This window comes from Maritimibacter sp. DP1N21-5 (genome assembly GCF_019218295.1).
Taxonomy (GTDB): domain Bacteria; phylum Pseudomonadota; class Alphaproteobacteria; order Rhodobacterales; family Rhodobacteraceae; genus Maritimibacter.
Genome location: NZ_JAHUZF010000004.1, coordinates 73602 through 92774 on the forward strand (window position 1 = coordinate 73602; position 19173 = coordinate 92774).

The 19173-nt window shown below is 63.4% G+C and carries 20 protein-coding genes; 13 read left to right on the top strand and 7 right to left on the bottom strand.

The window, feature by feature from the left end; genetic code table 11:
* The first annotated feature begins 67 nt into the window (after positions 1-67).
* A complete protein-coding gene (locus KJP29_RS04755) occupies positions 68-2311 on the top strand; it encodes an ATP-binding protein (protein ID WP_218462430.1) in 2244 nt (747 codons plus the stop codon).
* Here the strand turns inward: KJP29_RS04755 and yaaA are convergent.
* Genes yaaA through KJP29_RS04770 form a run of 3 tightly spaced genes read right to left on the bottom strand, consistent with a single transcriptional unit; the run spans position 2296 to position 5454 of the window.
* Entirely contained in the window at positions 2296-3072 is a 777-nt protein-coding gene (gene yaaA / locus KJP29_RS04760) for a peroxide stress protein YaaA (RefSeq protein WP_218462431.1), read from the bottom strand. The two genes, KJP29_RS04755 and yaaA, sit on opposite strands and share 16 nt — an antisense overlap.
* Complete coding sequence (recQ, locus tag KJP29_RS04765; protein WP_218462432.1) at positions 3072-5126, bottom strand: DNA helicase RecQ; 2055 nt, start codon at positions 5124-5126, stop codon at positions 3072-3074. The genes yaaA and recQ overlap by 1 nt, the downstream gene beginning before the upstream one ends.
* Positions 5127-5166: 40 nt before the next feature.
* The gene (locus KJP29_RS04770) at positions 5167-5454 is read right to left on the bottom strand and encodes a YggT family protein (RefSeq protein WP_218462914.1); all 288 of its coding nucleotides are present in this window, start codon (positions 5452-5454) and stop codon (positions 5167-5169) included.
* 140 nt (positions 5455-5594) lie between these two features.
* On the opposite strand from KJP29_RS04770, the gene KJP29_RS04775 reads away from it, so the two are divergent.
* From KJP29_RS04775 to KJP29_RS04805, 7 genes are all read left to right on the top strand, one after another.
* The gene (locus tag KJP29_RS04775; protein ID WP_218462433.1) at positions 5595-6128 is read left to right on the top strand and encodes an acyl-CoA thioesterase; all 534 of its coding nucleotides are present in this window, start codon (positions 5595-5597) and stop codon (positions 6126-6128) included.
* 102 nt (positions 6129-6230) lie between these two features.
* Positions 6231-7595, top strand: a complete 1365-nt coding sequence (locus tag KJP29_RS04780) for an MFS transporter (protein WP_218462915.1) — start codon at positions 6231-6233, stop codon at positions 7593-7595.
* Between the two features lie 118 nt (positions 7596-7713).
* Complete coding sequence (gene mepA / locus KJP29_RS04785; RefSeq protein WP_255553466.1) at positions 7714-8556, top strand: penicillin-insensitive murein endopeptidase; 843 nt, start codon at positions 7714-7716, stop codon at positions 8554-8556.
* Positions 8529-9476 (top strand): esterase-like activity of phytase family protein, encoded by a 948-nt coding sequence (locus KJP29_RS04790; RefSeq protein WP_218462435.1) that lies wholly within the window; start codon positions 8529-8531, stop codon positions 9474-9476. The genes mepA and KJP29_RS04790 overlap by 28 nt, the downstream gene beginning before the upstream one ends.
* Before the next feature lie 67 nt (positions 9477-9543).
* On the top strand, positions 9544-10185 hold the full coding sequence (locus KJP29_RS04795; RefSeq protein ID WP_218462436.1) for a queuosine precursor transporter: 642 nt from the start codon (positions 9544-9546) through the stop codon (positions 10183-10185).
* Between the two features lie 280 nt (positions 10186-10465).
* Complete coding sequence (gene arfB, locus KJP29_RS04800) at positions 10466-10879, top strand: alternative ribosome rescue aminoacyl-tRNA hydrolase ArfB (protein WP_218462437.1); 414 nt, start codon at positions 10466-10468, stop codon at positions 10877-10879.
* Between the two features lie 76 nt (positions 10880-10955).
* Positions 10956-12506, top strand: coding sequence for a DUF5677 domain-containing protein (locus KJP29_RS04805; RefSeq protein WP_218462438.1), 1551 nt, complete (start codon positions 10956-10958; stop codon positions 12504-12506).
* Here KJP29_RS04805 and pncB read toward each other — a convergent pair whose 3' ends face one another.
* Positions 12507-13796, bottom strand: a complete 1290-nt coding sequence (gene pncB, locus KJP29_RS04810) for a nicotinate phosphoribosyltransferase (protein ID WP_218462439.1) — start codon at positions 13794-13796, stop codon at positions 12507-12509.
* A gap of 175 nt (positions 13797-13971) precedes the next feature.
* On the opposite strand from pncB, the gene KJP29_RS04815 reads away from it, so the two are divergent.
* On the top strand, positions 13972-14448 hold the full coding sequence (locus KJP29_RS04815) for a hypothetical protein (RefSeq protein WP_218462440.1): 477 nt from the start codon (positions 13972-13974) through the stop codon (positions 14446-14448).
* A gap of 3 nt (positions 14449-14451) precedes the next feature.
* Here the strand turns inward: KJP29_RS04815 and KJP29_RS04820 are convergent, their stop codons facing one another.
* Positions 14452-15438, bottom strand: coding sequence for an NAD(P)H-quinone oxidoreductase (locus KJP29_RS04820; RefSeq protein WP_218462916.1), 987 nt, complete (start codon positions 15436-15438; stop codon positions 14452-14454).
* Positions 15439-15534: 96 nt separating this feature from the next.
* The gene (locus KJP29_RS04825) at positions 15535-16218 is read right to left on the bottom strand and encodes a COQ9 family protein (RefSeq protein WP_218462441.1); all 684 of its coding nucleotides are present in this window, start codon (positions 16216-16218) and stop codon (positions 15535-15537) included.
* A gap of 181 nt (positions 16219-16399) precedes the next feature.
* Between KJP29_RS04825 and rpsU the strand changes: the two genes are divergently transcribed.
* Together rpsU and KJP29_RS04835 are read left to right on the top strand one after the other, a co-directional pair.
* On the top strand, positions 16400-16606 hold the full coding sequence (gene rpsU, locus KJP29_RS04830; protein WP_218462442.1) for a 30S ribosomal protein S21: 207 nt from the start codon (positions 16400-16402) through the stop codon (positions 16604-16606).
* Between the two features lie 136 nt (positions 16607-16742).
* Positions 16743-17195, top strand: coding sequence for a hypothetical protein (locus tag KJP29_RS04835; RefSeq protein ID WP_218462443.1), 453 nt, complete (start codon positions 16743-16745; stop codon positions 17193-17195).
* Here the strand turns inward: KJP29_RS04835 and KJP29_RS04840 are convergent.
* Positions 17192-18115 carry an alpha/beta fold hydrolase gene (locus KJP29_RS04840; protein WP_218462444.1) on the bottom strand — a complete coding sequence of 308 codons (924 nt, stop codon included), beginning with the start codon at positions 18113-18115 and terminating at the stop codon, positions 17192-17194. The two genes, KJP29_RS04835 and KJP29_RS04840, sit on opposite strands and share 4 nt — an antisense overlap.
* 124 nt (positions 18116-18239) lie before the next feature.
* Between KJP29_RS04840 and KJP29_RS04845 the strand changes: the two genes are divergently transcribed.
* Together KJP29_RS04845 and KJP29_RS04850 are read left to right on the top strand one after the other, a co-directional pair.
* Positions 18240-18620 carry a helix-turn-helix transcriptional regulator gene (locus KJP29_RS04845; protein WP_255553444.1) on the top strand — a complete coding sequence of 127 codons (381 nt, stop codon included), beginning with the start codon at positions 18240-18242 and terminating at the stop codon, positions 18618-18620.
* 1 nt (position 18621) lies between these two features.
* Complete coding sequence (locus KJP29_RS04850; RefSeq protein ID WP_218462445.1) at positions 18622-19095, top strand: SRPBCC domain-containing protein; 474 nt, start codon at positions 18622-18624, stop codon at positions 19093-19095.
* The last annotated feature ends 78 nt before the right edge of the window (positions 19096-19173 follow it).

Sequence of the window (19173 nt, forward strand, 5' to 3'; positions counted from 1 at the left end):
CCCTACTGCCGTTAAGAGCCTCTTCACCTTGTTCGTCGAAGGTGTCCGGGACGAAGCGGAGACACCCATGCCGACCGACGATATCCTCACCGACGAACGCCGCGCCCGAATGGCGGCAGAGCGGCTTCTGGAACAGAAACAGGCCGAGTTGAACGCAGCAAACCGGATGCTGTCGCGCCACGCCCGCGCGCTGTCGGAGGATCTGGTCGAAACCCGCGAAGAGGTTGCGGTGGTGCGCACCGACCTCGTGCGCAAGTCGGAAGAGGTGGATATCGCCAAGCGGCGCCTCTGGTCCTCGATCGAGACCATAGAGGACGGTTTCGCGGTGTTCGACGCCGACGGGCGGCTGGTCATTGCCAATGCCGCCTATTACCGGCCCTTCGACGGTCTCGAACTGATCCGGCCCGGGGTGCACTACGACGAGATCATCGATGTCGCCGTCTTCGAAGGGATCGTCGATATCGGAGACCGCACAAGGGCCGGCTGGCGCGACTGGATGCTCGAGCGCTGGGCGCAGACCGCCCCCGAGCCGCGTGAAATCCGGCTGTGGGACGGGACCTATGTCCGGCTCCTCGACCGGCGCGCGCCGGACGGGGACACGGTGTCGATGGGGCTCGACATCACGCGGGCGGTCCGGCGGCAGAAGAACCTCATGCTCGCCCGCAACCGGGCCGAAGCCGCCAGCCGCGCGAAATCGGCCTTCCTCGCCAACATGTCGCATGAAATCCGCACGCCGATGAACGGGGTTCTCGCCATGGCCGACCTCATGGCCGAGGCGGATCTGGACGAGGAGCTCAAATCCTATCTCGACACGATCCGCTCGTCGGGCCGCGCGCTTCTGACGATCATCAACGATGTGCTCGATTACTCCAAGATCGAGGCCTCGAAGCTGGCGCTTCATCCCGAACCCTTCGACCTTGAGAAGACCGTGCTCGATGTGATCGCGCTGCTTCAGCCGTCGATCCGCGAGAAGGGGCTGAAGGTCATGCTCGACTACGACATGTTCCTGCCGACCCGCTATGTCGGCGATCCCGTGCGGGTGCGCCAGGTGTTGACCAACCTGATCGGGAACGCGGTGAAGTTCACCTCGGACGGCCATGTGCTGGTGCGGGTCGTCGGTGTGCCGGAGGGCGATGTCGCGCAACGCGTGCATATCACGGTCGAAGACACCGGGATTGGCATCGCACCCGAGATGCAGGGGCATGTTTTCGGCGAGTTCAACCAGGTCGAAGATGACCAGAACCGCATGTTCGAAGGCACCGGTCTTGGCCTTGCCATCACCAGGCACCTCGTCGACCTGATGGGGGGAGAGCTTTGGGTGGAAAGCGAGCTTGGCGTCGGCTCATGTTTCGGGCTCTCCGTCACGCTGCCCACCGTCGCCGAAGCGCCTCTGGCGGAACGGCCGCACTGGCTCAAGCGGGCGCTTCTGGTCATGGCGGAGGACATGAACCGCGCGATCCTCGCGAAGCGTCTGGTCGCTTTGGGCATGGCGGTCGAGCTGGCCGACACGGTCGAAGCCGGGCGAGAGCGCGCCTCCGACGTCGACGTGATCTTCGTCGATCAGAAGCTGATCCGGGCGGACATGGCGGCGATGTGCGAAACCGCGCCCGCGCCGGTCGTCACCGTGGCTGACCCTTTCGCGCCAGATGTCGCCTGCAACGACAACCGGGTGCTGCACAAGCCGCATTCACGCCCGGCCCTGATGGAGATCCTGCTGGCCCTGCCGGAACCCTCCGCGCCGGGCTTTCGCAGTCGTAGGGGCGGCACGGCGCCGGGTGACGACCCCTCGACGGTGACCGTGGCAGAGGGCGAGAAACGGGCCGTGATCACACCTCCCGCGGGTGGGCCGGACGACCGAGGCCCGCGTTTGATGCGCGTGCTGGTGGCCGAGGACAACAAGACCAACCGCTTCGTCTTCTCGAAGCTGGTCAAGGCCTGCGATATTCAGCTCGGCTTTGCCGAAGACGGCTTTCAGGCGGTGAATGCCTGGGCCGATTTCGAGCCCGACCTGGTCTTCATGGACATCTCGATGCCGGGCATGGACGGCAAGGAAGCGACCCGTTTGATCCGCGCACAGGAGGAGGCGCTTGACCGGCCCCGCACCCGAATCGTGGCGCTCACGGCCCATGCGATGTTGGGCGACGGGGAGGAGATCCTGTCACATGGGCTCGACGCCTGTTTGACGAAGCCCTTCCCGAAAAACCTTATTCTGGCGGAAATCGCCGCTGCCTGTCCCGCCGACGCCCGGCCACCCCTGCCCACGAACCCGGGGCAGCCGGAGGCCTCCGTCACCGCTCAGGCGGCGGTCTGAGCGGCGGTTTCATCGCGCTGGAACACCGGGCGATCCGGGGTCGATTGCGCGGGCTGGAACACATAACCGCCCGCGTCGAACGCGGCGAGCGCGGCCGGGTCCGTCACCCGGTTCTCGCAGACGAAGCGCGCCATCGCACCGCGCGCCTGTTTCGCGAAGAAGCTGACGATCCGGGGTTCGCCCGCCTTGGTTTCGTAGAAGGTGGGCGTGATCACGCGGAGCGTCAGCGCTTTGCGGTCCGCCGCGGTGAAATACTCGACCGATGCGCAGTTCAGGAGCGTGTCGGTTCCGCTGCTCGCCGCGTCCTCCACTAGCCGTCCGGCGATCCGGTCGCCCCAGAATTCGTAAAGCGACTTGCCCCGGCGCGTGGCAAGCCGGGTACCCATTTCGAGCCGGTGCGGCTCGATCACGTCGCGCGGGCGCAGAAGACCATAGAGCCCCGACAGAATCCGCAGGTGGTCCTGCGCATAGTCGAGCGCGTCCGTGTCGAGCGATCCCGCATCGAAGCCGGTATAGGTGTCGCCGTCGAACATCTCGATGGCCTGTTTTGCGCCCGTGCCGGACAGGAGCGACCGATACCGATCGCGGTTGAGGCGAGCGAGCTTGGGGGACAGGTCCATCAGGCCTTCGATGTCCTTCAACCCGAGGCGCCGGGTCGTGGTCACGAGTTTCTCCATCTCGGCCTTCAGGGCGGGTTCGGTGCCGGTGCCGGTTCCCGGCGTTTCATCCAGCCGTTTGGCAGGGGAAATCGTGACGAGCATCAGGCCCTCTCTCTCAGTGCATCCAGAAAATCGGCACCGAAGCGGTCGATCCGCGCGGCGTCCATGCCCCGGATCCGGGCGAGGTCGTCCTGGTTCGCGGGTCGTCGTTCGGCGATGTGGCGCAGAAGCGCGGGCGAGACCGAGAGCGGCTTGTCGGTGCCGTCGAAGCCGCGATAGAGATCGCGCGCGATCCGGGAAAGCTCGTCGAACAGGACGCCTGCCTCCGACCCGGCCAGCCGCCGCCGGGCCGGGTGCATCTCCTCGACCTCGGCCCCCGCGATCACGGCCAGAAACTCCGCGCCGTAACGTTCGAGCTTCTTCGCCCCCACGCCGGACACCCCCGCCAAGGCGTCTAGCGTCATGGGCCGGCGCTCGGCCATTTCGATGAGGGTCCGGTCGGTGAAGACGACATATGCCGGCACGCGCTGGGCTTCGGCCAGGGCGCGGCGCTTGGCCTTGAGCGCGGACAGAAGCGGCGCGTCTTCTTCGCTGACCAGCATTCGGACGGCAGGGCGGTCGCGGGTGGCTGCGATGTTGTCCTTGCGCAGGATCACCTGCTCTTCGCCGCGCAGGACGGGATGCGCCGTCTGCGTCACGCGCAGCGCGCCGTGGCGTTCGGGATCGGGGCGCAGAAGGTCGAGCCCCATCATTTGCCGGAAGACCGCGTTCCATTGCCCTTTCGTCAGGTCCTTGCCGACGCCGAAGGTGGGCAGATCCTGATGGTGGCGGGCAGTGACCTTGTCGGTTTCGGTGCCCCGCAGAACGTCGATCAGGTGACCGGCCCCGAAGCTTTCCCCGGTGCGCAGGGCAGCGGACAGCGCCTTCATCACGGTCACGGTCGCATCGAAGGTCTCGGGCGGGCTGTCGCAGGTGTCGCAGACCCCGCAGGGTGCCGCCTCTTCCCCGAAATAGGCCAGGAGCCGGACCCGCCGGCAGGTGGCCGCCTCGGCGAGGCCCAGCAAGGCGTTCAGCCTTGCGTGATCGGCGTTGCGCCGTTCGAGCGGGGCAAGGCCTTCGTCGATCTGGCTCCGGCGCAGCCGGATGTCGTCTGGGCCGTAGAGTGTCAGGGTTTCGGCGGGCGCGCCGTCGCGACCGGCTCGGCCGATTTCCTGATAATAGGCTTCGATGGATTTCGGCAGGTCTGCATGCGCGACCCAGCGGATGTCAGGCTTGTCGATACCCATGCCGAAAGCGACCGTGGCCACGACGATCAGCCCGTCCTCGGTCTGGAACCGTCGTTCGACGTCGCGGCGCCTGTCAGGGTCGAGTCCGGCGTGATAGGCGATCGCCTCGTGCCCGGCCTCCACGAGCGCCTGAGCCAGCGTCTCGGTCTTCGCGCGGGTCGCGGCATAGACAATGCCCGACAGACCCTTGCGCGCCGCCGCGAAGCTCAGGATCTGTTCGCGCGGCTTGTCCTTCACGGCGAAGGCCAGGTGAATGTTGGGCCGGTCGAAACCGCGCAGGAACGTGGTCGGCGTCTGCCCGTCGAAGAGCTTCTGGATGATCTCGGCGCGGGTTTCTTCGTCCGCCGTGGCGGTGAAGGCCGCGAGCGGCACGCCGAGGGCGCGCTTTAGGTCGCCGATACGCAGGTAATCGGGCCGGAAGTCATGACCCCATTGCGACACGCAATGCGCCTCGTCCACTGCGATCATGCGCACGTTCGCGCGGCGCAGGAGGTTCACGGTGCCGCCGGAGGCGAGCCGCTCCGGCGCCATGTAAAGCAGCTTGAGCCGCCCCTCGGAAAGCGCGGAGAAGACCGCGTCGGTTTCTTCCTCGGTGTTGCCGGAGGTCAGCGCGCCAGCCTCGACCCCCACGGCACGAAGCGCCCGGACCTGGTCGCGCATGAGTGCGATGAGGGGCGAGATGACCACGGTCACACCGTCGCGAAGCAGTGCGGGGAGCTGGTAGCACAGCGACTTGCCGCCGCCCGTGGGCATGATGGCGAGCGTGTCGCGCCCCTCGGTCACGCAGGTGACGACCTCGTCCTGACCGGGGCGAAAGGCGTCGAAGCCGAAGACGGATTTCAGGAGATCGAGGTCAGGAGTGGCAGGCATGCTTCGGGGATAGCCGAAGCGCCCACCCGCCGACAAGACGTCAGTAGAAATGATACATGTTGTTGTTGATCACGGTGCGGATCGCAAAAAGGGCGAGCAGCACGAAAATGGGCGACAGGTCGATCCCGCCCATGTTGGGCAGCATCCGCCGGATCGGCCCATAGACCGGCTCGACCAGCCGGTTGAGGCCATACCAGAGCTGCGCGACGAATTGCTGGCGCAGGTTGAGCACCTGAAAGTTGATCAGCCACGACATGATGATGTGCACGATCACGATGAACCAGACGACGCTGGTGATGGCGTAGAGAATTTGCAGAAGCGACAGCATATCGTGCGTTGACCCGTGTTTGACCCATGTGTTCCGCGACTGACCTATGGTCATGCGTCCGATATGACAAGAGCGACGCGAAGGAACGGTTGACGCAGGCCGCACTGCGACGCAGCACGAAGGGGCAAAGGAGTGTCCCGATGTATCCCTTCATTCGCATGATCAAGGAAATGGTCCTCGCCTCCCGGGCGGAGCCGCTGTCTCTCCTGGGCGTCCATGTGTCCCATCACATGATCATGCCCTGGGACCTGGACATCTGGATGGAGCTTAACAACGGGCGCACGCTGACCATCTTCGACCTCGGGCGCATCCCGCTCGCACAGCGGGCCGGGCTCGTCACCGCATTGCGCAAGAACCGCTGGGGGCTGACCATGGCGGGGGCCTCGGTCATGTATCGCAAGCGGGTGCGCATGTTCGACCGGGTCACGGTGAAAAGCCGGGCACTAGGCTGGGACGACAAGTTCATCTACCTCGAGCAAAGCATGTGGCGAGGCGAGGAATGCACCTCCCATATCCTCTATCGCTCGGCCGTGACGGATCGGAACGGGATCGTCCCGCCCGCGCGGGTGCTGGCCGCCGTGGGTCAGGAGGATGTGTCTTCCCCGCCGCTTCCTGACTGGGTCACCGGCTGGATCGAGGCCGACCGCCACAGGCCGTGGCCGCCGGAAATGTGAGCCCTGCGAGACCATTAACCTTGCCAGCCGCGCGATGCCCGCCATAAGGATAGGAAAACGGGGAGAGGGCAGGGCATGGTAGAGGTTGCACCGGGCGAGCGCATTGCCGTCGTATCGCCGCGCAAACGGGTCTGGGGTTGGTTTTGGTTCGACTGGGCCTCGCAGCCTTACCACACGGTCCTTCTCACCTTCATTTACGGCCCGTTCTTCGCGACGGTCGCCGCCGCTTACTTCATGACCATCGGACTGGACGAGACCCTGGCCGATGCGCGCGCACAGACGGTCTGGTCCACCTGCCTGACGATCACCGGGCTCATCATCGGCTTCGGGGGTCCGATCCTTGGTGCGCTCGCCGACACCTCGGGTCGCAGACGCCCGTGGATCTGGGCCTTCTCAGCGCTCTACATCATCGGGGCGGCGGCGCTTTGGTATACCGACCCGGCCGGCGGCAACATGTGGGCGATGCTCATCGCCTTCGGTGTAGGTTTCATCGGGGCGGAGTTCGCGCTTATCTTCATCAACGCGCAGCTTCCGGGACTGGTAGAGGACGAGGCGGTCGGCAAGACCTCGGGATCGGGCTTTGCCTTCGGCTATCTCGGCGGGATCATCGCGCTCATCATCACGCTCCTCTTCCTCGCAGAGGGCAGCAACGGCACCACGCTCATCGGCCTGCCGCCGGTGTTCGGGCTCGTCGATGGCGAGATGCGCGAAGGCACCCGGTTCGTCGGCCCCTTCGTGGCGCTCTGGTTCGCAGTCTTCATGGTGCCCTATTTCCTCTGGGTCCGTGAGGGCCACATTCCGAAGCGGCGTCACAGCTTTTCGGCCGCCATGTCGCTCCTCGGCAATTCGATCAAGTCGCTGGGGCGGCGCAAATCCTTGGCCGCCTTTCTCGGCTCGTCGATGTTCTATCGCGATGCGCTCAACGGGCTTTACGGCTTCGGGGGCGTCTATGCGACGCTGGTGCTCGACTGGAACATCACCCTCATCGGGATCTTCGGGATCGTCTCGGCCATCGCTGCCGCCGCCCTGTCCTGGGTGGGTGGCAGGTTCGACAGCCGACTTGGCCCGAAGCCCGTGATCACGGGCTCGATCATCGGGCTCATCCTCGTCATCGTGACGATCGTCTTCATGGACCGGCAGAGCTTCTACGGCATTCCGCTGGCCGAAGGGTCGATCGTGCCGGATATCGTGATGTTCACCTGCGGCGTGATCATCGGTGGCTTCGGCGGTGTGCTTCAAGCGGCCTCGCGCTCGCTCATGGTGAAACACACCGACCCCGCGACTGCGACCGAGAGTTTCGGGCTCTATGGTCTGTCGGGGCGCGCCACGGCCTTCATGGCACCGGCCCTCATCGGGCTTTTCACGACGATCACGGGATCGGCGCGTCTTGGCGTATCGCCCCTGATCGCGCTCTTTCTTCTGGGACTCGTTCTGCTAGTCTGGGTGAAACCGAACGGCGAACGATAGGGATATCATGCGGGCTCTCCTCCTACCGCTGGCAGCCGCCGCGCTTCTCATCTCCTGTGGACAGGATCGCCCGGTGCGCAGTGGCGGTGGGGCCGCCCCGCCTGCATCCGAATACAACATGACCGCCGCGCGCGAGATCATCTCGACCTCCAACGAGCCGGCAAAACGGCTCTTCGGCGCGGCGCGTGCGCCCTCATCGCAGACCCCGGCGTCCTGGGGCGCTTATTCCAAGGGCTGCCTCGCCGGGGCCGAACGTCTGCCGGAAACCGGACCGACCTGGCAGGCGATGCGCTTGTCGCGCAACCGCAACTACGGCCACCCGGACTTGATTTCCTTCGTCAAACGCCTGTCCGCCAAGGCCGCGCAACAACCCGGCTGGGCCGGGCTTTATGTCGGCGACATGAGCCAGCCGCGCGGTGGCCCCATGCTGACGGGCCACGCGAGCCACCAGATCGGGCTCGATGCCGACATCTGGATGCTGCCCCCGACGCGCCTCGACCTCACCCCGCAGGAACGCGAAAACATCTCGTCGATCTCGATGCAGCGCTCGAACGGCGCTTACGTGAATTCGAGCTGGACGCCCCAGCATATGGAAGTGATCAAGGCCGCCGCGTCGGACCCGGCCGTGGCGCGGATCTTCGTCTTCGCCGGAGCCAAGGTGCAGATGTGCAACGATGCCACCGGCGACCGGTCCTGGCTGCGCAAGGTGCGGCCCTGGTATGGCCACCACTACCATTTCCATGTCCGACTGAATTGCCCCGCTGGCATGGCGGGCTGTTCCGATCAGGACCCGATCCCCGCCGGGGACGGATGCGCCGATGCACAGCAGTGGGTCAACGACATCCTGAACCCGCCGCCGCCGCAGCCGCGCGACCCGAACGCGCCGGCACCGCAACCCCGCCGTGAGCTGACCCTCGCGGACCTGCCGCAACAATGCGCCGCCGTCTTGCAATCGCAGTAGCGGCCCTTGCGGCCTTCTCCCCGGTCTCCCGTGCGCAATCGCCCTATCCGGCGGTGATTTCGTCGTCGGTGGTCTGGTCGATTCCGGACGAGGCCTTCGGGGGCTGGTCGGGGATCGAGGTGGATGACGACGGCGTGGGCTTCACCGTGGTCTCCGACCGCGGACTCGTGACCTCGGGGCGGCTCATTCGCACCGACCGCGGACGGCTAATCGGGGCCGAGGGCGGGCCGATCCTCTCCCTGACCCACACCGACGGTGGCCCGCTACCGCGGTTTTTCGATGACAGCGAAGGGCTTGCGATTGCGGCCGATGGCAGGATGTTCGTGTCCTTCGAGGCAGAGCATCGGATTATGGAATATGCCGACGTCACAGGCGACAGCGGCACCGAGCTTCCCCGCGCCGAAGCCTTTGCCGAGATGCAGAACAACTCCTCGCTGGAGGCGCTGGCCATCGGGCCGGACGGAGCGCTCTATACCCTGCCGGAACGTTCGGGCGCCATGGCGCGACCCTTTCCCGTGTTTCGCTACAAAGACGGCGCCTGGGACCAGCCCTTCGACATTCCGCGCCGGGACGAGTTCCTGCCGGTGGGCGCGGACATCGGGCCGGACGGGCGTTTCTACCTGCTCGAACGCGACCTTTCGACCTCGGACCTCGGGTTCTCCACCCGCGTGCGCCGCTTCGACATGTCAGACACCGACCTGACCGGCGAGGTCACGCTCCTTGTCACCTCGCCGCGCACCCATGACAACCTCGAAGGCATCTCGGTCTGGCAGGACGACCTGCAACAGATCCGGATCGTCATGGTCGCCGATGACAACCAGCGGTTTTTCCAGAAGAACGAGATCGTGGAATACATCGTCGTCGACGATCCGCTGCCGGCGACAGGGGAATCTCTTGATCCGGTGGACGAAAACCTCTAATTCCCGCCCGTCCTGCGGTGTGCGCAGGGCCAAGTCTCCGCGACCTTGTTAAAAACGGACCAGATACATGACCCGCATTCTTCCCGGCGTAATCGCCATGGCCGCCGTCGTGGTGGCCTCCAACATCCTCGTTCAGTTTCTGCTTGGTGACTGGCTCACCTGGGGGGCCTTCACCTATCCTATCGCCTTTCTCGTCACGGACGTGATGAACCGCGTCTACGGCGTGCAGGCCGCGCGCCGCGTCGTGCTCGCCGGTTTCGTCGTCGGCGTCGTCTGCTCGCTCATCGGGAGCCAGATCATGCTTCAGGGCGACGGCTACGAATTCGCCGCCGTGTCGCTGCGGGTGGCCGTGGGATCGGGCATCGCCTTCCTGACCGCGCAGCTTCTGGACGTGGCGATCTTCAACCGCCTGCGCGAGGGCACCTGGTGGCGCGCGCCGCTCGCTTCGACCCTCGTCGGATCGGCTGTGGACACGCTCCTCTTCTTCTCCATCGCCTTCTCGGCCACGCTCGGCGCGGTGTTCCCGGACGCCGCGAACATGGAGACCTCTTGGGCGACCGAGGGCGTGCCGTTCCTGGGCTTTGGCGGTGTCGTGCCGCTCTGGGTCAGCCTTGCCGTCGCGGACTGGGGCGTCAAACTTCTGCTCGCTTTGGTGGCACTTGTTCCCTTTCGCGCACTCGTTACAAAACTTTCACCACAGGTCGCATGATTTTTGTTGACCGACACAAGATGTGTGTCACCCTGACCTTATTGAAATTCAACTCAAGAAAGGAGGTGTCCATGTCTAGAGAATTTGTGGAGCGAGGTGCCGGGACAAAGTAGAAGCGCCCAGCCGGGGCAGCCCTCGGCGGGTAGCGGGCTAAGCTGACTTTTGTCTAACCGGCCCCACCTCCTGACTTCTCGAAGGGCCATCCGCAACGGATGGCCCTTTTCGATTGTTCGGGGGGCTTTTGGCGGGCACTTATTGCGCGTGGGGAGCGTTGGGCAAGATGATCCGGATAAACGACAAGATAACCATCGAGGACTGGGAACTGACCGAGCAATTCGTCCGCGCGTCCGGTCCCGGCGGTCAGAACGTGAACAAGGTCTCCACGGCAGTGGAGTTGCGGTTCGAGGCGGAGCGCTCGCCGAACCTGCCTGATGCGGTCAAGCGTCGGCTTCGCCGTGTCGCAGGGCGCAAGTGGACGAGCGACGGCGCGGTGGTGCTGTTCGTGCAGGACACGCGGTCACAGGCTCGGAACCGCGAGATCGCGCAGGAGCGTCTGGCGGAAATGGTGAGGGAGGCGCTGGTGGTCCCCAAGCGGCGGGTGCCGACGAAGGTGTCCCTGAACCAGAAGCGCAAACGGGTGGACGAGAAGAAGCGGCGGGGGGAAGTTAAGGCGTTGCGGGGGAGGGTGGAGTGAGCAGAAAGTTAATGCGCAAGAGGATGAATTCTCATACCGTAGGTGAAAGAGCATTCAAATAACGTGGGGCGATTTTTTGCGGAAGCCAGTTCTTTCAGATCACAAGAAGAAGAAAAGAAGGTTAATACCTCCCCTAAAGGCCGCGTTCGGAGAAAACTACTCGCCTTATCACTGGGCGGTCGACGTTATTCCGGAAGTTTTCTGGTTGGCTGTTTTTCTCCGAGAGCCGTTCGGACCACGAGACATGGAAGTCCTTCGCGCATTTTGTCAGACTGTGCTTGATATAAAGAGTGAGAGGACGACAAGTGCGGTCAATCGAATGTCCTCCTTCAGTGATCTTACTGACGATGAGATTCGAGAAGTTTTAAAAAGGACACCGTTTCGGTCCCTGAACATTCTCCGCAGAGGGTTTGGGCCAATGAATGAGGTGTTTGAAGATCATCCTCTGGACTTTCTATTCGAAGGGAAAGTTAGTGACGCAGTGCCTCTCGGTGCGCGGAAGATTTCAATGATTCTTGATGAACTCTACGACAGACATAGTCGGATTTCTGCAATTAGCTTGGCAACTTCTGTGTACCTGCTCGGCAGTCAGGGGAAGCTATTTATTTCTTCTTCCATAAAGGATCCAGCAGTGGACAGGTTAGAGGAGATATTCAAGTACCCTGACACCGAAGAATCCCGGTCCGTCGCAGCGGCTGTGAGAGCAATGGCGCCGTTTCTTTTTTTGGGTTCGCCTGAAGTGAAAACCGACGTGGATGAACAATGGCACAGCAAATTTTGGAGGTCGGTTGAGGGTATGGGGCCATGTGAGTATGAAAGAGACACGATTATACCTGAAGTGGACGCTCAAAGTGATCTAGAAAGACTTATTTTTGGATTTGAGACGACCGTCAAGAAAGAGTTTCTGCATAGGCGCGATGTGCTTGCCTTTGACTTGTCTCAAGTTGAGATTTCCCAAGTAGTAGGATGCCTTATCGCGCGACAAACCACTCTTGCCGTGGATATTGCGTCGGCTCCCGTAATGTGGACGCCCCACTCAGCGCCAATTTTTCTCCGTGTTATGGCTGACGTCTTTATAACTCTCGCTTGGATACTTAAGGCTCCACTAAATAGGTCGAAGCTATTCATCGAATACGGTGTCGGAAATGTTAAGTTAGAAGCCGAACATAGACGGCAGCAACTTGAAAATGATCCTCACAATATCAACGGAGAAGACCTATCCGCAATGATCGAATTTCAAGAGTGGTGGGTTAATTCTCAGCTCAACTCTGATCTCTTGGATGTCAACCTAGGTAGCTGGTCGGGCATCAGCACGAGAAAAATGGCGGAGGAGGCGGGTGTTTTAGATTTCTATAACTGGGTTTATCAGCCTTTCAGTGCTTCTGTGCATTCACAATGGCAACACCTCTCATGGCACAATTCGACCTCTTGCAGAAATCCGTCACATCGTGGGCATGTCTCTGGAGCAATCCCGGATTACAATTCTGATAACTACTGGCTTTTTATTGCTGCCAAGTATCTGAAGAAGACAAATGACCTTTTTGATGAGCACTATCCGTCAGAGGACTGCCCTGAGAGCGGCCTAGATTATTTGGTGGCGTTCGGCGATGCGCAAAAGACTGAGTAATCAAACCACAACCTCCCGCTCCACCTGAGCCCCAACCCCAAACACCCGCTTATACCGCTCAACCTCACCCTCCGGCCCCATAGCCTTCGCCGGGTTGTCCGATAGCTTCACCGTCGGGCGACCGTCGGCGGCGACGGCTTTGCACACCAGCGAGAAGGGCGCCAAAGCATCGCCCGCCGCCAGCCCCCGGAAATCATTCGTCAGCAGCGTCCCCCAGCCAAAGCTCACCCGCACCCGACCCGCGAACAGCCCGTGGAGCCGCTCGATCTCCTCCACGTCCAGACCGTCGCTAAAGATCACCATTTTCTCGCGCGGGTCCTCGCCCCTTTCCTGCCACCAGGAAATCGCCGTTTCCGCCGCCGTCACCGGGTCGCCGCTATCGACCCGGATCCCGGTCCAGCCCGCCAGCCAATCCGGCGCGCGCTCCAGAAAGCCCTTCGTGCCATAGGTGTCGGGCAGGATGATGCGCAGGTTGCCCGAATGCTCCTCCTGCCAGTCGGCCAGCACCTGATAGGGGGCCTGCGCCAGCGCCGCGTCGCCCTCGGCCAGCGCGGCATAGACCATGGGCAGTTCATGCGCGTTGGTCCCGATCGCCTCCAGATCCCGGTTCTTGGCGATGAGGCAGTTGGAGGTGCCGACGAAGGCCTCGCCCAGCCCCTCGACCATCGCCTGCACGCACCAGTCCTGCCACAGAAACCCGTGCCGCCGCCGGGTGCCGAAGTCGGCCAGTTTCAGGCCCGGCAGCGCGCGCAGGGACAGCGCCTTGTCCCAGACGCGGGTCATGGCGCGGGCATAGAGCACCTCCAACTCGAACCGCCCCATGTCGCGCAGCACGGCGCGGGAGCGCAGTTCCATAATCACGGCGAGCGCGGGCACCTCCCACAGCATGACCTCGGCCCATGTGCCGTGAAACGTCAGTTCAAATTGATCGCCCACGCGTTCGAGGTGATAGGGCGGCAGGCGCAGGCCCTCGAACCACTCCATGAAGTCGGCGCGGAACATGTTGCGGGTGCCGTAGAAGGTATTGCCCCGCATCCAGGTGCTTTCGCCACGGGTGAGCGACAGCGTGCGGATGTGGTCGAGTTGCTCGCGCAGTTCGCCCTCGTCGATGAGCTTGGCGAGCGGGACCGAGGCGGTCCGGTTGATCAGCGAAAACGTCACCTGGGTGGTCGGATGGGTGCGATAGACCGACTGGCACATGAGAAGCTTGTAGAAATCCGTGTCGATGAGCGACCGCACGATGGGGTCGATCTTCCACTGGTGATTGTAGACGCGGCTCGCGATATCCATGGGGCCCTCACTGGTTGCGGGCATTGAAGGGGGCGCGGGCGGCGGATGCAAGCGCTGGCGTGCGGGGCGGGTTCTGACGGTGACTGCGGGACAATTGCCTCCGAATTGAACCATTTCATCCAATCGAGCGACAAAGTTTCCCACGATTGTGGCGATGCGACGCGAGAGGACCGCCATGTATTATGACTTCGACATCCACAGACACCCTGACGGAGACGCCGACTATGTCGCGCTGTTTCGGGACCCGAAGGTCATCGCGGCGCTCCAAGGTTCTTCGGACATGGTCAGGGTCTTCTTCGAGGCGGCGGGCTTCGGCATGGAGCAGGGGCAGAGCGGCATCCCCGCGGGCTATTTCGACCCTGCGGACGAGGACCACATCGCCGAGGTGACCGAACGGCTGGCGCGCGCCTTTGCGGCCTTCGACCTGAAGGGCGAGGATTTCAACGGCTTCAACCTCGCCGATTTCGCCGAGGCGCTGGCCGCGGCCGAACCCCTGCCGGACGAAGAGGCACCGAAGGATGCCGATGTGGCGATGCCAGAGGCGCCACCCGTGCAAAGCTGGTCACGTGCGATCGCAAGCGCGGCCGTTCAGGTCGCCGTCGTGATCGCCCTCTTCGCCATCGGCAAAGGGGCCTGGACGGCGCTTGGCTAGAGTCTAGCTCGCAATGTCGAGCACGATCTTCCCGATGTGCGCCGAGCTTTCCATCCGTTCATGCGCCTTGGCCGCGTCTGCAAGGGCGAAGGTGCTGTCCATCACCGGGCGCACCCGTCCCGCGTCGAGAAGCGGCCAGACCTTGTCCCGAAGCTCTGATGCGATGGCGGCCTTGGCGGCGTCGGATTGCGGCCGCAGCGTCGATCCGGTGATCGTCAGCCGTCGCGCCATGATCTGGGCGAAGTTGATCTCGGCCTTTGGCCCGGTGAGGAAGGCGATGTGGACCATGCGCCCGTCGTCGGCCAGCGACCGGATGTTACGCTCGATATAGCTGCCCCCGACCATGTCGAGGATCAGGTTCGCGCCACCGACTTCGCGCAGCACTTCCACGAAATCCTCGTTCCGGTAGTTGATGGCCACATCGGCGCCGAGCGACCTGCAGGTTTCGCATTTCTCGTTCGAACCGGCAGTGGTGAAGACGCGCGCGCCGAAGATATGGGCGAGTTGGATTGCCGTCGTGCCGATTCCGGATGATCCGCCGTGGACCAGGAACCGCTCGCCCGCAGTCAGCCCGCCGCGCATGAAGACGTTGGACCAGACGGTGTAGTAGGTTTCAGGAAGGCAGGCGGCCTCTTTCAGGGAAAGGCCCTTGGGCACCGGGAGGCAATGCGCGGCCGGGGTCGTGACGAATTCGGCATAGCCGCCGCCCGGCAAGAGCGCGCAGACCTCATCGCCCACCGCGATACCGGTGACACCCGGCCCCACGGCCACGACCTCGCCCGCACCTTCGAGCCCCGGCAGATCGCTCGCGGTCGGGGGCGGGGCATACATGCCGGCACGTTGCAGCGCGTCGGGCCGGTTCACCCCGGCATAGGCGAGGCGGATGAGCACGTCGCCCCGACCCGGGCTCGGCACGGGGCGGTCGCAGATCTGAAGCACTTCGGGCGCGCCGGATTTCGTGATCTCGACGGCACGCATGGTGGTTGGAATGGTCATGGGGGTCTCCGTCAGAATGGGTGCGCAATGAATGCGCAGCCTACGGGCGGAGCCGGCGCGATGTCCATGACCTGATCGGTGTCGGGTCCGTCAGCTCCGGTCCCAGCTTCCCGGGTAGCCCGGGCGCGGCGTGCCCGGTGCGCGGATCATGTCAAGCATCTTGCCCGGCGGCCCCGCCATCAACGCGTCCCACAGCCTCGTGCCCCGGACACGACCCTTCACATCCTCGATCTTCATCACGTCGTCGATGCGCCGGTCGAGAAACGCCCAGGTCGCTTCATATCCGACGCTCTCATCCCCGAGCCAGTAGAGCACCGTGGAGGAATAGACGGCGGCAAGCGTGGCGCGCTTGGTATACCAGTTCACGTCGCGCGAGGTGTCGCCCAGTGTGTCCCAGATGAGCCCGGCCGTTTCCCACAGTGCGCGGGAGCCGTCGGCGGCGTGCTGGGGCAGGGTGAAGAGCGTCATGCCCCGGCGCACGAGTTCGCGATCTGCCGCTTCGAGCCGGAGGCGGACGGCGAGCGCGATGCGGTCACGGAAACGAAGGGCGGAGAGGTCGCGTTCCCGTAGGGCCGCGACCATGACGGCATCGCCGCGTTTGTGATAGGCAAAGGCCATGTCCACGGCGCCGCGCGGGAAGTGCTGTCGCGCAGCTTCCATCGGGATGCCGGTGTCGTCGCAGGCCGCGCGCAGGGCCGCCTCGGACCAGCCGTCGAAAGGAACATGCATCAGCACCGCGTCAAGCAGGGTGACTGCATCGGATTTCTCGCTCATGTGAGACCTCTGTTATTACTTGTTCCGCCCCTGGCAAGCAGCATGCCACGGGTCCGGGCTTCCATCAAGGGAAGCCTTTGCGCAAAGGGGTTCGGGGGGTGGACAGGGGGGAAACTTGCCTATATAAGGCGCGCTCCTGCAACTTTTTGCAACTCAAACTTAGGAAGGTGGTGACAACCACATGCAGGTATCGGTTCGCGACAACAACGTCGACCAGGCGCTCCGTGCACTGAAGAAAAAACTTCAGCGTGAGGGTGTGTTTCGGGAAATGAAGCTCAAGCAGCATTTCGAGAAACCCTCGATCAAGAAAGCACGCGAGAAGGCGGAAGCCGTTCGCCGGGCACGCAAACTCGCCCGTAAGAAAGCCCAGCGCGAAGGTCTTCTCTAAGACCCGCATTGGACACCCGGCAGGGCGACCTGCCGTTTCGATGATCCCCGGTGGCCCTGCCCCGGGGTTTGTCTTTTCCGGGGTTCCCTCGACCTGTCCGGTCCGGTTATCTGCCGCCATCTGACTGGACCACGAGATGACCCGGAAAATCACCATCACGGCCCGTTACCCTCGCGACGCCGACACCGTCTTTGCCGAGGCCTTGCAATTCTCTGAAATGACCGAGGCGATGCGCGGGATCGCGGCCTATCACGGGTTGCCCGATGATGTGGTGCGTGAAGGTGAAACCTATGTCGTGGACATCACGCTTTTCGGAGTCCTGAAGAACCCCGGCCATACGATGTACGTCGAAACGCTCGACCGGCAATCGCGCGTGATCCAGAGCTGCGAACACAACTCACAGGTCACGCGCTGGGATCATAACCTGTCGATCCAGCCGCACGGCAAGGGCTGTGTCTGGACAGATACCGTCGTAATCGAGGCGCCGAAGATGGAATGGTTCACGGCACGCTTTGCTGCCTACGTCTACACCAGACGGCACAAGCATCGCGGGGCCGAGGCGCTGCAGACGCTGGTGACGAGGCTCTAGACCTCGCGCAGGAACTCCGTGACGGCGGCGATGATCGCGGTCGGTGCGGTGTGGGGTAGGGCATGGCCCGCGCCTTTCACCACGTGATGTCGGGCGTTTCGGTTCCACTGGGTCAGCTTGCCGATCGCGGTAAGCGGGATCACGGCGTCCTCCTCGCCCCAGATCGCCAGAACCGGTGTGCCCATCCTGCCAATGTCGCGATGCACGGTTTCGATCTGAAGCGACAGCGTGTTCTTGTGCGCCGACAGCACCGCGCGCAGGTATCCGCGCCGGGACAGTTCGGCGTCGATCCGGTCGGCCAGGTCCGGGATCACGGTCGGGCCCGCTGCATCGCGCCGCGCCGCCTCGCGCAGCGTCTTGGGACCCGCCACCTGCCAGAGCCAGTGACCGAAAAGCCCCGAGTTTCCCGCCCGTCCCAGAAGCGGTCCCGGCACATAGTCCATGCCCGCCGGCGCAAGCAGGATAAGCCGGTCCACCCGTTCGGGATAGCGCGCAGCGAAAAGCGCCCCGATCACTCCACCCATGGAATAGCCCATGATCGACACCGGCCCTTCCAGCCCTTGCTCGTCCAGAAGCCTCGTCAGCTGGCTCAGAAAGAACTCCGGAGTCTGCCGGTCGCGGGGCCGGTCGGACAGCCCGCGCCCGTAGAGGTCGTAGCTCAGGACCTGATAGCCCATCATGTTGAGCCCCCGGATCAGCCCGGCAAAGACCCAGGAGGGGGAGCTCAGGCCATGAATCAGCACGATCACGCTGTCGGTCGTGGGTCCGTGCCAATGATAGTGGGTGACGCCGTCTTCGAGGAGCGCGGTCTCACCCTGCGCGTCGGCGCGGTCCACCTGCGGAGGATGGCGAAACAGCTCGCGCACGAAGGGCGCGACCGCCAAGGCAAAAGCCAGAAAACACAGGAAAAACCAGATCATGTCGCGCTCGTTCTATCGGGAACGAGTGTGTCGTTTGGAGGGAGGCCTGGCAACACTGCTTTGACAGGGGTTCTCATTAAATAAATAATGTGTTATATAAAGAGATGGCAAATAAGGAATCCACATGACGATGCCCGCCTTGGACTACGACGCAGCCTTCGGTGCCCTCGCCGACCCGACCCGCCGGGCGATCCTTGCCCGGCTGGCCGAAGGCGAAGCGACCGTGCTCGAACTCGCGGCGCCGTTCTCCATTTCGCAACCGGCGATCTCGCGCCATCTCAAGGTGCTGGAGGAGGCCGGGCTGATCACGCGACGGGTGGACGGCACCCGGCGCCCCTGCCGGTTGGCGGGCGGGACACTCGAAGAACTCGAGGGCTGGCTCGACCGGCTCCGGCGCGTGCTCACGGCAAACTATGACCGCCTTGACGCCGTTCTGGCGGAAGAGATGCGCAAGGCACAGGACGAGCGAACCCCTGACTATCCCTTTCATGACAAGGAAGACTGACATGCCCAAACCCTTGAGTTTTGAACTGAATGGCGACACCCAACTGGTCGTCACACGTGACTTCGACGCGCCGCCGGCCTTTGTCTGGCGCGCGCATATGGAACCGGCGCTTATCAAGAAATGGCAGAACGGCGGCGGCGACGGCTGGGAAGTTGCCGAAGTGGACATCGACGCGCGCGTGGGCGGGAAATACCGGATGCTCCACAAGGGACCGGATTACGAGTTTCAGATCACCGGGACCTTCCTCGAACTCGATGAACCGCGCCGGGTGGTGCAGGAAGAGATCATGCTGCTCCCCGACCCGACGCCGCCCAATGTGGTGGAGACGCTGTTCAACAGCCACGGTGCGGGAACGCGAATGGTCATGACCATGACCCTGCCCGACGCCGAGACGCGCAAGCAGATGATGGACACGGGAATGCTCGACGGGATGGAACTGTCCTACCAGAACCTCGACGCGCTCGAGATCGCGTGACGCGCCTTCGGGGTTCCGTTTCGCGGCCCGCTCTGTCACATCTGGCCCGAGGTGCCGGGACCGGCACCAGAAGGCTGT

Coding starts and splice junctions, on each gene's coding strand:
- KJP29_RS04755 (WP_218462430.1), top strand. CDS start 68: ATGCCGACCGACGATATCCTCACCGACGAACGCCGCGCCCGAATGGCG.
- yaaA (WP_218462431.1), bottom strand. CDS start 3,072: ATGCTCGTCACGATTTCCCCTGCCAAACGGCTGGATGAAACGCCGGGA.
- recQ (WP_218462432.1), bottom strand. CDS start 5,126: ATGCCTGCCACTCCTGACCTCGATCTCCTGAAATCCGTCTTCGGCTTC.
- KJP29_RS04770 (WP_218462914.1), bottom strand. CDS start 5,454: ATGCTGTCGCTTCTGCAAATTCTCTACGCCATCACCAGCGTCGTCTGG.
- KJP29_RS04775 (WP_218462433.1), top strand. CDS start 5,595: ATGTATCCCTTCATTCGCATGATCAAGGAAATGGTCCTCGCCTCCCGG.
- mepA (WP_255553466.1), top strand. CDS start 7,714: ATGACCGCCGCGCGCGAGATCATCTCGACCTCCAACGAGCCGGCAAAA.
- KJP29_RS04790 (WP_218462435.1), top strand. CDS start 8,529: ATGCGCCGCCGTCTTGCAATCGCAGTAGCGGCCCTTGCGGCCTTCTCC.
- KJP29_RS04795 (WP_218462436.1), top strand. CDS start 9,544: ATGACCCGCATTCTTCCCGGCGTAATCGCCATGGCCGCCGTCGTGGTG.
- arfB (WP_218462437.1), top strand. CDS start 10,466: ATGATCCGGATAAACGACAAGATAACCATCGAGGACTGGGAACTGACC.
- pncB (WP_218462439.1), bottom strand. CDS start 13,796: ATGGATATCGCGAGCCGCGTCTACAATCACCAGTGGAAGATCGACCCC.
- KJP29_RS04815 (WP_218462440.1), top strand. CDS start 13,972: ATGTATTATGACTTCGACATCCACAGACACCCTGACGGAGACGCCGAC.
- KJP29_RS04825 (WP_218462441.1), bottom strand. CDS start 16,218: ATGAGCGAGAAATCCGATGCAGTCACCCTGCTTGACGCGGTGCTGATG.
- rpsU (WP_218462442.1), top strand. CDS start 16,400: ATGCAGGTATCGGTTCGCGACAACAACGTCGACCAGGCGCTCCGTGCA.
- KJP29_RS04835 (WP_218462443.1), top strand. CDS start 16,743: ATGACCCGGAAAATCACCATCACGGCCCGTTACCCTCGCGACGCCGAC.
- KJP29_RS04840 (WP_218462444.1), bottom strand. CDS start 18,115: ATGATCTGGTTTTTCCTGTGTTTTCTGGCTTTTGCCTTGGCGGTCGCG.
- KJP29_RS04845 (WP_255553444.1), top strand. CDS start 18,240: ATGACGATGCCCGCCTTGGACTACGACGCAGCCTTCGGTGCCCTCGCC.
- KJP29_RS04850 (WP_218462445.1), top strand. CDS start 18,622: ATGCCCAAACCCTTGAGTTTTGAACTGAATGGCGACACCCAACTGGTC.